We start from the raw sequence: 11,662 nt of genomic DNA on the forward strand, positions 1-11,662 counted from the left end.
TCAGACAGGCTTTTGGAAGTGGCTTTCGTACAGGGTGTTTATCTCGTCTTGGTACTGCTCGAAGTGGCGCAGCAGAATGTTTTCCACGTAGCTGCTTACCGTCACCTTTCGCCCGCCTATCACCGTCACGATACGCATCAGCTTCTCATGCGTGGTTCGGCTCACGTACAAGGGCTGTCGGTCTGCCAGTTCCACTTTCTGAAAGTAGGTTTCCCGGTAGTCGCCCGAACCGCCCTTGCGCTTGCGGGGTGTCGGTTTCTCTACTTGCACTGTTTCAGCCTGCCGTCCCTCGTGGGCGGTTTCCGTTTCGCTGCCGGGCTGCGGTTCATCATCCGGCTGGCTCTCCCGCTTGGCGGGTACACCCTGCGAGATAAGTTCCCGCATAAAATCCTCGTCTATCTTCGGCATCCCGCCGCTTTGCTTTGCCATATCATTTTAATTTGATGTAGTACACTATTTCGGTTATCAGTTCTTCCAAGTTGCTTCCCCTTACCAACGGGCGGCTGGCGGGAAAGAGCGTGGAGCGGAACACCGCCTTTTTATCCGCCACCAGTTCCTTTTTGTAGCGTTTGGTATCGGGGATAAAGGTTTTCATCAGCGGCAGTTCCAGTTCCTTAATGGTCTTGTCGTAGGCGGTGTAAAGGTCTGTTTTCTCCCTACCGTCCACCATGTTCCAAAAGAGGTACAGCCCGGCAAGTCGGCAGGCTTCATTCCTCACCAATAGCTTTTGGATAGCCATTGCGAACGACAGGCTGCTTTCCAGCACCACCTTGTCGGCTGAAATGGGGGTGAAAATGTAGTCCATGCCCGCAAGGGAGTTTATCACGCCCTCGCTGTTCACCGTGCCGGGCAGGTCGAAAAACACTATATCCGGCACGTGTCCGGCGGCTATATGTTCGTCAGCCGTTGCAATCGCCTTTTCAGGTGAACTGCACAATACCGGGTAGGCTTTCTTCCCCAGCCGGGTGAACTGCTCATACGCCATTCGCTTGTAATCTTCATCCGCCCCGACCTGCTCGGCATCCCGCTTTCGCATCCCGGCAATGGAGTGTTGCGGGTAGTCGCAATCGACCACCGCCACATCGTAGCCTTTGAGGTAGTAGAGGTAACTCGCCGCCAGCACGGTAAAGGTGGTTTTGCCGACCCCGCCCTTTTGGGTGGAAAAGGCGACATAAAGGGGTGTTTTCTCGTTTTCCATATTGCTTCCGTTCATTATTGGTTGATAGATTTGTTTATTGCTTTCAATCATTCATTCTTTCCATGTTGCAATCTTGAAATATTGAAAGACTGTTTTATTTCAATCTTGTTTTCCTGCTTTCATTCTTTCTTGAAATATTGAAATCCTGCAATCATGTTTTATTGAAATCCTGCTTTCAATCATTCTTTCCTGATTGGAATATTTCTTTCAATCTTGCTTTCAATATTGAAATCCGATGCAAAAAAAGGGAGAAAAAACGTCCCCTGAAAACCTTGTCCCGATTTGTCCTGCGCTGTCCCGTTTTGTCCACCAACCACCTATTTTACAGCATTATAAATCACCGTTACTTTGCAGCGGAGTAACGAACCGCAGGGGGCGCAGGTGTAAAACAGGGCTGGTGAATGGCTGGGCTTACCGTTCCACGCTAACCCCAATCCGTCCGTGACGGATTTCGATTTTCGTCAGAAAATAGCAAGGTGTGTTTTGTAGCATACAAAACCGTTTTCCGTGCCTGAAAACGCCTTGCCCCTTGCGGGGGTAAAAATCACTCCGAAGTCGTAATTTTTTAATCCAAAGAAGCATGGAAACAAGAAGAACCAACAAGGGCGGTCGCCCCGCCCTCGCAGACCCGGCGAAGCATCGCCATGTCCTTTACCTGAACGACCGGGAGAACGCCCGTTTCCTCTCGCAGTGGGAGCAGTCGGGCGTCACGAGCAAGTCCCGGTTCATCGCTGCCCGACTATTCGGCGAGCCGTTCCGGGTGGTGAAAGTGGATAAGTCGGCGGTCGAGTATTGCGCCCGGCTGACCGAATTTTACGCCCAGTTCAGAGCCGTGGCGGTCAATTATAACCAAGTTGTAAAGGCGTTGCATAGCAATTTTTCGGAGAAAAAGGCACTGGCTTTTCTCTATAAACTGGAAAAGGCGACCACTGAATTATCTATGTTAAACCGTCAGGTTATCGACCTGACAAACGAGTGCAAGGAACTATGGTTGCCAAAATAAGCACTGGCGGCAATATGTTCGGCGCACTGGCGTACAACCAAAACAAGGTGGACAGCGAGGAAGCAAAGGTGCTTTTTTCCAACAAAATGCTGTTGAGCGAGGACGGGAATTTCTCTATCGGCGAGTGTATGCGCAGCTTTGAAATGCAGATGCCCGTCCAGCTTTCCACCAAGAAGCCGATACTTCATATTTCCATAAACCCGCACCCGGAAGACGTGCTGACCGACCAGCAGCTTTCCGACATCGCACGGGAGTATATGCGGAAGTTGGGCTATGGCGACCAGCCTTATTTGGTGTACAAGCATACCGACATCGACCGCCACCATATCCACATCGTGGGGTTGCGGGTGGACGAGAACGGCAGACCGCTGAATGACAGGTTCGAGCATCGGCGCAGCAAGCAAATCACCCGTGAACTGGAAAAGAAATACGGGCTGCACCCGGCAGAGCGAAAGGAACGTGCCGAACGTCCGGAACTTAAAAAGGTGGACTATGCCGCCGGGGACGTGAAGCACCAAATCGGCAACACCGTGAAAGCGGCTTGTTACGGCTACCGCTTCCAGTCGTTCGGGGAATATAAGGCTTTGCTTGCCGCTTACAACGTGTGCGCCGAGGAAGTCAAAGGCGAGATAAACGGCAAGCCCTATCAGGGCATTGTCTATTCCGCCATGAACGACAAGGGCGAAAAGACAGGCAACCCGGTAAAGGCTTCCCGCATCGGCAAGTCGGTAGGTTATGAAGCGGTGCAGCGCAGAATGGAGAAATCGGGCGAAGCAATCAAGAACGGGAAATTGAAAGAACGCACCCGGAAGATTGTAGCCAATGCCATGCAGACCGCCCACAGCCGCAAGGAACTGGAACAGCAGCTAAGGAAGCGGGGCATTGACGTGGTATTCCGTCAGAACGACAGCGGGCGCATCTATGGCGTTACGTTCATCGACCATGACAGCCGGGTGGTGCTGAACGGTTCACGCTTGGGCAAGGAGTATTCGGCGAACGTGTTCAACGAACGTTTTTCGGGCGAAACCGGAAAGATACACCAGCCCGAAGTGGCAGCACCGCAGCAAGACCAGCCCACGCATCAGGAACAGCAGGGCTTCACGCCGAAAGCCGACATCGTTTCGGGCGTGGCTTCCGTGCTGGGTGCTTTCGGCGGTTTGCTGGGCGGCGGTGCATCAGGCGGTGACGAGCCGCAGGACACCGCCCGCCAAAAGAGAAAGAAGAAAAAGAAGCGCACAAGGCACATCGACTAACTTAAAAACATACAATTATGCAGCAAGAGGATGATTTGAGAGGGCTTGCAAGGGTCATGGACTTTATGCGGGCTGTCAGTATTCTATTCGTGGGAATAAACGTGTACTGGTTCTGTTACTCCACCCTGAAAGAATGGGGAGTGACCTTTGAAGTGATAGACAAGATACTGTGGAACTTCCAGCGCACCACCGGGCTGTTCTCGTCCGTTCTTTGGACAAAACTTTTTGCGGTGGTGTTCCTCGCCCTGTCGTGCATCGGCACTAAGGGCGTGAAAGAGGAAAAGATAACGTGGACGAAGATACATTGCAGCCTTGCGGCGGGTGTCGTGTTGTTTTTCCTGAACTGGTGGCTGCTGGAACTTCCGCTGCCACATACGGCGGATGCCGTGTTTTATATCGCCACGCTTTCGGTGGGCTATATCTGTATGCTCATGGCGGGTACGTGGATGTCCCGGTTGTTGAAAAACAACCTCATGGATGATGTCTTTAATACCGAGAACGAAAGTTTCCAGCAGGAAACAAGGCTTATCGAGAACGAGTATTCGGTAAATCTGCCTACCCGGTTCTACTATAAGAAGAAGTGGAACAATGGCTATATTAACGTTGTAAACGTTTTTCGTGCGAGCATCGTGTTAGGAACGCCGGGCAGCGGGAAGTCATACGCAGTAGTAAATAATTACATAAAACAGCAAATCGAGAAAGGTTTTGCGCTCTACCTGTATGATTATAAGTTTCCTGACCTTTCGGAAATCGCTTACAATCATTTACTTAACCACTTGGACGGCTACAAGGTTAAGCCGAAATTTTACGTTATCAATTTTGACGACCCACGCAAGAGCCACCGATGCAACCCGATAAATGCCAGCTTCATGTCGGACATTGCGGATGCCTACGAAGCAAGCTACACGATAATGCTTAACCTCAATCGAAGTTGGATAAGCAAGCAGGGCGATTTCTTCGTGGAAAGTCCGATTATCCTTTTGGCGGCTATAATTTGGTATCTCCGTATCTATCAAGGCGGTAAGTATTGCACGTTCCCCCATGCCATAGAACTGTTGAACAAGAAATACGCCGATGTATTCACCATTTTGCGCAGCTACCCCGAACTGGAAAATTACCTTTCCCCGTTCGTAGATGCTTGGGAATCGGACGCCCAAGAACAGTTGCAGGGGCAGATTGCCAGTGCGAAAATCCCGCTTTCAAGGATGATTTCACCCGCCCTTTACTGGGTTATGACAGGTGATGATTTTTCACTGGACATCAACAACCCGAAAGAGCCTAAAATCTTGGTTGTCGGCAACAATCCTGACCGCCAAAATATCTACTCGGCAGCATTGGGACTGTATAATTCCCGTATCGTGAAGCTGATAAACAAGAAAGGTCAGCTTAAAAGTTCGGTGATTATAGACGAGTTGCCAACGATTTATTTTCGTGGACTTGACAATTTGATTGCTACGGCACGAAGCAACAAGGTAGCGGTTCTGCTGGGCTTTCAGGATTACAGCCAGCTTACCCGTGACTACGGGGACAAGGAAAGCCGGGTAATCCAAAATACTGTGGGCAACGTGTTCAGCGGTCAGGTAGTCGGTGAAACGGCGAAAATCCTTTCCGAGCGTTTCGGAAAGGTGTTGCAGAAACGGCAGAGCATGACAATCAACCAACGGGAAAAATCCACCTCGATAAGCACCCAAATGGACAGCCTGATACCCGCCAGCAAAATATCCAACCTCACGCAAGGTATGTTCGTGGGGGCAATAGCGGACAATTTCGATGAACGGATAGAGCAGAAGATTTTCCACTGTGAAATCGTGGTGGACAATGAAAAGGTGAAGCGGGAAACCGCCCGTTACGTGAAGTTGCCGCAGATTATCGACTTCACCGACAAGGACGGCAACGACCGGATGCAGGAGGAGATACAAGCCAACTATGACCGCATCCGTCAGGAAGTCAGGCAGATAGTCGAGGACGAGATAACCCGGATTAAGAACGACCCGGAGTTATGCCACTTGATTAAGGAGGAAGAATAGCTATATATAATAATGTATGGAGTGAAGAACAGCCGATGTAGCTTTACGGTTGTTCTTCATTTTGCTTTTTGGTGCGGTAGGCTTCAAAACGCACTAATATTTCGTGCAGGTTCTTCAATGCTTCCACAGCCTTGCCTATCGGCGGCATCTTGCTTTTGTCGAAAGTCAGTTTCTTCAAATCGGTAGTGTACGCCGTAGCCACTTCGGGTAACGCCATGACCGCTTCGGCATCCTTGAATATCGGTGCATCAGCCAGCGACAAGTGCGAACGGGAGTTTTTATTTAGTCCGTCCTCTATCGTCACCCGGTACATGGCATCCAAGAAATCTTCCGAATGTAGGTAATCGTTATATTCCTGATTGTGGTAGAGTGCCGACAAGTCGTAAACGTCACGGATATGCTTTGCCAACAGTGCGGCTGCATCCTCATTGTAAGACAGCTTTACCAGCCTTGAAACCTTGTCGCAGATAGTCTTTCGGGGGTTGATACACTGCGTTTCAAAACTTTCCAGCCCGTAGGTGCTTATCAGTTCCTCTTGCCCGATGCTTTCAAGAAAGGCGGTCACAATCGGTTTGATAACCCGCTTGTCCGCCGGGTAGAACATCAGTTTTTTGTCCGGCAGGTCACAGGATTTTATCTCTACTTCCAAATGTTCTTTCAGTCCCACGCCTTGAAATACATTGTCATACGAGAAATACAGTTTACGGTAATTACCGCCCGTTTCCGACAAATCTTCCTTGTATATGTCGCTATTGAGTTCGGCTATGTATTTGGAAAGTTTCTTGTTCAATGTCTTTTCTGCCTGCTTGGACGCACCTTTATCACCCGTGAACACGAACAAGTCCAAATCTTCCGAGAAACGTTCTATCAGCCCGTAGGCTTTGGAAAGTGAAGTTCCGCCTTTGAAGTAGGTCTTATCCGCATATTCGGACATGGAAATATCCCGCAGTATCTTCGATACCCAGTAATCCTTTTCCACGTGCGACTGCTCGTAGCCGAAATGGTCAGCCGCCAGTGCGATGATTTCCTTGAACGCTTCCTTGTCCGAATGTAAATTCATATTTCTGTCCTATGCTGTTTTATAATCCAAGTTGAACCGTGTCGTGGGAAGAATGGTCTTTGCCATTTCCGTTTGCAATACGGTTTGTCTGATGTCGCCCAGTATATCCGCCACCACCTTTCTGACACGTGGCGGGTAACTTTTCGCCAAAGATACGATTTTTTCCAGTTCCGGCAGGCTGTACCCGTTGAAATATTGGCTTTTGACCCGGTTGTAGATGTCCTGCCCGGTTGTTCCGGGTATGCGCTTCATGTCCTTTATCGCATCGAGCAGCCGCAAGTACGGGACAAGGCTTTCATCCGGATAGACCATGCAGTAGGCTTTCACGCACTCTATATCCAAGTTCTTGAAACGGAAACGGCGAACCGGGTTAGGAGTGGCTATCGTTATGGTTGTGGCTACCTGTTCGGTCAGCCCCATTTTGTTATAGATGTAAGCCCCCGTGATATAGCCGTTCAGTTTTTCAGTCAGGTAGCGGAACTGTTCATCCTGATAGACAGGCAGCTTTCCCAGCCCCAGCACTGATTTCTTGGGACGGTAGTACGCCCCCTTTTCAACCCGTACCAGTACCCCTTTGCGGCTCTGTTCGGAAAGTAGCACCGCAACATTGGCGGTCTTTTCCGTTTCAAACGACAAATCCCGGAACGTGAATATACGCCCGGTATCTATCCGTTCAATCTGCCCAAGTATCTCTTTCCTGAATGAAGCCATATTTATGTCCTTTGTTTCTATCTGCAAAGATAGTATATTATGTAATCACCTGCAAAAACATAACAAAGATTTTGCCGAAGATGTTTTCTTTTTGTCGTGTCACCTGATAATAGGAGAATAACGGAAACTCAATCAAAGGCTTGCCATACGCTTCATAAACGCTTCACAAATGGCTCACAAGTATAATGCGATTTTTGTAAAACTGTTGATTATAAGCCGAAAACAATATATACAAATGGCTCACAAATGGCTCGTTTAAAGCAAGCGATTAACTTCGGTCTGTACCCGTTTTAAATCTCCAACCAACAGTTGGAGATTTACCGCACCCGGATAATTTCAAGCTCCGCAGGACAAATTCGGGCATCCCTTGCCCCCGTTTTTAGTCGCTATCTGTAGACTGGACTATTATTATACCATTCAATAATCAAATCATTATCGTTATTATGGACATTTAAAGTGAAAAAGATATTCCTATAATGATTAAAGCAATAGATGCAAATATGTATCTATATCTTTTTGTAGAAAACATTGCTCCTATACAAGAGATAGATACAGCAAATTGCATACATTTTAAACTTAACTCTGTAGTCTTAAATATACACATAGACAAAAAAGATAATGCCAAAACAAATAGTATAGCATTCAATATATATTTCAGTTTCATATTCCTTTGATTTACATTGACCTTATTAGCAGTAGCATATAAATTGCTCATCCTAACCCAATAACCAATCCTATACAAAAGAACAAGGTGAATCTCTTTTCCTTGTGTTTCAGCCCATAGACCAGCCCGATAATAGCACATAAAGGAATATTAGATGAATCTGCATTTTTTCCTTTATTTACAAGGTATTTATGACTTTCTTTGCTCAATTTGCAAATCTCACGGTTCTCATTGTTCTGTTGTAGCATACATTTATGCAACTTAATGTTCCCATGATTCAGTTTAATCTATTTTCTCTAATTCAATTGTAGCTACTTTCTCTTTATCTGGACTAATTTCATTCTGTATAATGGTTATATGTTTTTGGGTATAGCTTTTGATAATCCAAGGGGCTCCACCCAAATATAAAGCATTGCTATTAAATGTGATATATTTCCCTTCTATTGTATAAGTAATATCAATTTCATCGTAACCTTCCCAATTTACTTTCCCTTTCCGAGTATCTACAAATTGCATACCGACCCCCATATTTTGTACTGTCCAAGCCTCACAATGCCCTGTTCCACGCCATGAAGTCTGATAAAGTGCTTCGGGGGTTAATTCATTTGTCTGTTCATTATCATCGTCGCAGCTTATAAAGCTGAATGTACAGAGGAATAGCATAAGTATTCCAAGAATTTCTTTTGTTTTCATATTCTTTTTTTTAATCTCTTGTTTAACTCATTCAATCTTTATTTTGTCTCTTCGTTGAACCAACCAAAGATAAGACAAAGATAAAAAGAAGAATTCTTTGGCAGATTAAGATACTCTTGGAATATTGTTATGAATGTAAATTTCTAAACCTATGTTTATTTTTTGTTGTCAAAACTTTGCTTGCGTCTGATTCGGCTCATGTGTATGGGTGTAATTTTAAGGTAGGATGCTATTTCTTTTAGTGATACCATTTGAAGGATTGCAGGGCATTTTTTTAAAAGTTGGAGGTAACGCTCTTCCGGTGTGAATCTGAATAAATCCAAATAACGTGAATATGATTGGAAAAACATCTGTTCGGCTGCAATACGGGCTATCCGTTGGTTTTCATTATTTTCCTTGAATTTTTGCTGTAAGAATGTAGAAGAACAGATGTAAATCTCGCACGGGATTATCGCCTGTATATTCAATTCTGATTTCATGCCATATAAGCAAGTGGGATAATCGGCTATAAATTCATTTGGAAAGGAAAAACCGACATTATACGGCTTGTTTTCTGTCCGGTTGGTGCAACTGTATTTGACTACGCCTGATAAGATAAACCCGAAGAAAGAACAGGCATCACCTTCATGGAGAATAAACTCATTCTTTTTATAATGTCGTAACTCTCCATGTTTCAGACACAACTCCTTGAAGAAGTCTATGTCTATGTTACTCATATATGAATTGAATTCGGCTATCATTTGTATATAAGAGAAATGTATAAAAAATATCTGAATTTCCATGTTTGGAGTTTAGTCTGTTTTTTGTCTATATATCCAAACCGTACTAAACTTTTTTCTGTTGACTGCAAGATATAAGTACTGGCGAAAAGAGTAAGAATAAAAGGTATTTCTTTTTGACAGTATTACTTTTAATAATTTGAGGAGGAAATAATACTCTAAGTAAAGGCTTATTCTACCGTCCGAGAGCTTATTTTGCTCCAGCTTGGGGTTTTCTTTCGTTTTATTTTCTAACATTGCCATTGTTTAGAGGTTTTATCTCGATTTAGGTGCCGTAACCGGGTAATTACACTAAATAGTTGATTTTCTTTTGTTTTCTGCGGATGCAAAGGTACAAAAGAAAATGATATTTCAAAGTGTACTGAATAACAGAAAATGGCAAAAATAGAGAAAAACAGAAAATATTCAAATGACTGATAATAGGAAAGATGAATTATTTTTATTCTATAATCTCCATGTCTTGTATCGGCATTGGCATTGGGTGGTAAAGAAGCAATAGATAACATCCATATTCTAAAAACTATTCCCTACATAGAAATGTCACTCCAATCTATCGGGGATTTGAAACGAGTGCAATAACAGATTACTAACGAAGCGCGATGACGCTTAAACAGTGTTCCCCGCTAATCCATTAAAGGGTTCACATATGGTTCATACTCGAATGATTTTCTTTTGCAAAATATGCAAATTACTTGAGTTTTAGCTATTTCAAAAAACGACCAAAGGGTTCACAAAGGGTTCATCGAAAGAGAGTGAAATCATTCACTCTCTTTTTTTATGCCCTTTTCAATTCTGCAACCAATGGTTGCGGAATTTCATCCCACCCGGACAAATCGGGACACCGCAGGACAAATTCGGACAGCCCTTGCCGCCCGTCCAAATATAGCATATTTAGTCGCTACCTTTGGGCGGGACTATTCCCGTAACCACTAAAATTCCAATTATTTATGGCAAACAGAATGACCCCGCCCGCAGAGGGGCAGGAAAAAGACGTGCTGCTGGTCTTGGATAAACAGCAGGGCAAGGTGAGTGCCGTTAAGGGTATCAACAAGGAGGGCAATTTGCAGACCGTACCGCCGACACACGGTGGCGAGTTCATGCAGGTGGACAAGAACAGCGATGTGTTCAGCAACTTCATTTCCAACTTCTACCGCAAGTATCAGGACACTTCCGGGCTGGAACTGTTCAGCGTCAAGGCTTCCAAAGCGGAGCAGGACGCAAAGGCAATCGAGGAAAACCACCGCAACCCTACACCGGAGGGCGACAAGCGGGCTGAAATGCTTCGAGTTCCGAAGCCCGACTTCCACGAGTTCAAGCAGGGTTACCGCTTCGACCCGGCAAAAATCGACTGGGAGAACCTGAAAAAAGTCGGCATCACCGCCGACACCCTGAAAAACACGAAGGACTTCGACCGGGTGATGCGTGGCTACAAGTCCCGAAATACCTACACCGTTTCGGGGACGGTGGGCGGCTTCTACCTCAAACCTACCGATGTCAAGCTCTCTTTCTATCAGGCAAAGGACGGCACGGTAATACCCAAGCTGCACGGCGTGCAGCAGGACGAAAAGCTGTTGCAACGCCCGTTCCATGAACACGGGTTCACCAAGCAGGAACAGGGCAACTTGCAAGGCACTGGCAACTTGGGCGGCATCGCTGAAATCAAAGACCCGAAAAGCGGCGAGCAAATCCCCGTGTTCGTCAGCCGGGACAGGTACACGCACGAACTGGAGTATATGCGGGCTGACAAGTGGAAATGCCCCGACACCATTTGCGGCGTGCAAGTCAGCCCGGAGCAGAAAGCCGCCTTTGAAGCCGGGCAAGCGGTGAAAATGGAAAACCTGCAATTCAGGGACGGCACGAAGCGCAGTGCCTATTTGCAGGTCAGTGCGGTGGAGCGTGGCTTGGAGTTCCTGCCCCGTGCCGCCGTCCAGTTCTTGCAGCAGGGACAGCAGCCCGCAGAACAGCAGGTAGCCGGGATAAAGGACGGAAAGGGCGTTGAGTTCAACGGTCATGTGCAGCCCGGCGTACAGGGCAAATCCCCCGACAAGGTGCAGCCGAAAGACGTTACCCCCGCCGCCGAGAGCCGGACGCAGGTAGCGGTCAATTCGGGGGGCAAGACCAACGAAGCCACCAAGCAGGGCAAAGAGCCGCTGAAACAGGGTCAGGACAAGCCCACCGCCAAGCAGAAAGAGAAGCAGGACAAGGCGCAGGACAAGAGCCTGAAAGCGGACAAGCCCAAGAAGTCCAGAGGAATGAAAATGTAGTACCCACCTT

10 protein-coding genes are annotated in these 11,662 nt (G+C 46.7%); 4 read left to right on the forward strand and 6 right to left on the reverse strand.

The annotated features are described in order from the left end of the window. Complete coding sequence (locus tag DWY79_RS10245; RefSeq protein WP_007478184.1) at positions 1 to 429, reverse strand: DUF3408 domain-containing protein; 429 nt, start codon at positions 427 to 429, stop codon at positions 1 to 3. Position 430: 1 nt separating this feature from the next. Continuing rightward, positions 431 to 1,213: a ParA family protein gene (locus DWY79_RS10250; RefSeq protein WP_005924189.1), complete on the reverse strand. Its 783-nt coding sequence runs from the start codon at positions 1,211 to 1,213 to the stop codon at positions 431 to 433. A 565-nt stretch (positions 1,214 to 1,778) separates the two neighbouring features. Here DWY79_RS10250 and mobA point away from each other — a divergent pair. Genes mobA through mobC form a run of 3 tightly spaced genes read left to right on the forward strand, consistent with a single transcriptional unit; the run spans position 1,779 to position 5,481 of the window. Beyond that, on the forward strand, positions 1,779 to 2,201 hold the full coding sequence (gene mobA / locus DWY79_RS10260) for a conjugal transfer protein MobA (protein ID WP_032535946.1): 423 nt from the start codon (positions 1,779 to 1,781) through the stop codon (positions 2,199 to 2,201). Continuing rightward, on the forward strand, positions 2,186 to 3,454 hold the full coding sequence (gene mobB, locus DWY79_RS10265) for a conjugal transfer protein MobB (protein WP_080714515.1): 1,269 nt from the start codon (positions 2,186 to 2,188) through the stop codon (positions 3,452 to 3,454). The genes mobA and mobB overlap by 16 nt, the downstream gene beginning before the upstream one ends. A 17-nt stretch (positions 3,455 to 3,471) precedes the next feature. Continuing rightward, the gene (gene mobC, locus DWY79_RS10270; protein WP_032535948.1) at positions 3,472 to 5,481 is read left to right on the forward strand and encodes a conjugal transfer protein MobC; all 2,010 of its coding nucleotides are present in this window, start codon (positions 3,472 to 3,474) and stop codon (positions 5,479 to 5,481) included. Between the two features lie 43 nt (positions 5,482 to 5,524). Here mobC and DWY79_RS10275 read toward each other — a convergent pair whose 3' ends face one another. From DWY79_RS10275 to DWY79_RS10300, 4 genes are all read right to left on the reverse strand, one after another. After that, positions 5,525 to 6,541 (reverse strand): nucleotidyl transferase AbiEii/AbiGii toxin family protein, encoded by a 1,017-nt coding sequence (locus DWY79_RS10275; RefSeq protein WP_004309977.1) that lies wholly within the window; start codon positions 6,539 to 6,541, stop codon positions 5,525 to 5,527. A gap of 9 nt (positions 6,542 to 6,550) precedes the next feature. After that, positions 6,551 to 7,252 carry a DUF6088 family protein gene (locus tag DWY79_RS10280; RefSeq protein ID WP_004309978.1) on the reverse strand — a complete coding sequence of 234 codons (702 nt, stop codon included), beginning with the start codon at positions 7,250 to 7,252 and terminating at the stop codon, positions 6,551 to 6,553. 946 nt (positions 7,253 to 8,198) lie between these two features. Then, the gene (locus DWY79_RS10295) at positions 8,199 to 8,609 is read right to left on the reverse strand and encodes a hypothetical protein (RefSeq protein ID WP_004309979.1); all 411 of its coding nucleotides are present in this window, start codon (positions 8,607 to 8,609) and stop codon (positions 8,199 to 8,201) included. Between the two features lie 155 nt (positions 8,610 to 8,764). Further along, positions 8,765 to 9,391: a Crp/Fnr family transcriptional regulator gene (locus tag DWY79_RS10300; RefSeq protein WP_004309980.1), complete on the reverse strand. Its 627-nt coding sequence runs from the start codon at positions 9,389 to 9,391 to the stop codon at positions 8,765 to 8,767. 944 nt (positions 9,392 to 10,335) lie between these two features. Between DWY79_RS10300 and DWY79_RS10325 the strand changes: the two genes are divergently transcribed. After that, positions 10,336 to 11,652 carry a DUF4099 domain-containing protein gene (locus DWY79_RS10325; RefSeq protein WP_117721666.1) on the forward strand — a complete coding sequence of 439 codons (1,317 nt, stop codon included), beginning with the start codon at positions 10,336 to 10,338 and terminating at the stop codon, positions 11,650 to 11,652. Positions 11,653 to 11,662: the final 10 nt, after the last annotated feature.

This window comes from Parabacteroides sp. AF27-14, assembly GCF_003635425.1.
GTDB classification, from domain to species: Bacteria; Bacteroidota; Bacteroidia; order Bacteroidales; family Tannerellaceae; genus Parabacteroides; species Parabacteroides distasonis.

What these genes read in the sequence shown, in the direction of transcription:
- DWY79_RS10245 (WP_007478184.1), bottom strand. Translation starts at nt 429, where the DNA reads ATGGCAAAGCAAAGCGGCGGGATGCCGAAGATAGACGAGGATTTTATG.
- DWY79_RS10250 (WP_005924189.1), bottom strand. Translation starts at nt 1,213, where the DNA reads ATGAACGGAAGCAATATGGAAAACGAGAAAACACCCCTTTATGTCGCC.
- mobA (WP_032535946.1), top strand. Translation starts at nt 1,779, where the DNA reads ATGGAAACAAGAAGAACCAACAAGGGCGGTCGCCCCGCCCTCGCAGAC.
- mobB (WP_080714515.1), top strand. Translation starts at nt 2,186, where the DNA reads ATGGTTGCCAAAATAAGCACTGGCGGCAATATGTTCGGCGCACTGGCG.
- mobC (WP_032535948.1), top strand. Translation starts at nt 3,472, where the DNA reads ATGCAGCAAGAGGATGATTTGAGAGGGCTTGCAAGGGTCATGGACTTT.
- DWY79_RS10275 (WP_004309977.1), bottom strand. Translation starts at nt 6,541, where the DNA reads ATGAATTTACATTCGGACAAGGAAGCGTTCAAGGAAATCATCGCACTG.
- DWY79_RS10280 (WP_004309978.1), bottom strand. Translation starts at nt 7,252, where the DNA reads ATGGCTTCATTCAGGAAAGAGATACTTGGGCAGATTGAACGGATAGAT.
- DWY79_RS10295 (WP_004309979.1), bottom strand. Translation starts at nt 8,609, where the DNA reads ATGAAAACAAAAGAAATTCTTGGAATACTTATGCTATTCCTCTGTACA.
- DWY79_RS10300 (WP_004309980.1), bottom strand. Translation starts at nt 9,391, where the DNA reads ATGGAAATTCAGATATTTTTTATACATTTCTCTTATATACAAATGATA.
- DWY79_RS10325 (WP_117721666.1), top strand. Translation starts at nt 10,336, where the DNA reads ATGGCAAACAGAATGACCCCGCCCGCAGAGGGGCAGGAAAAAGACGTG.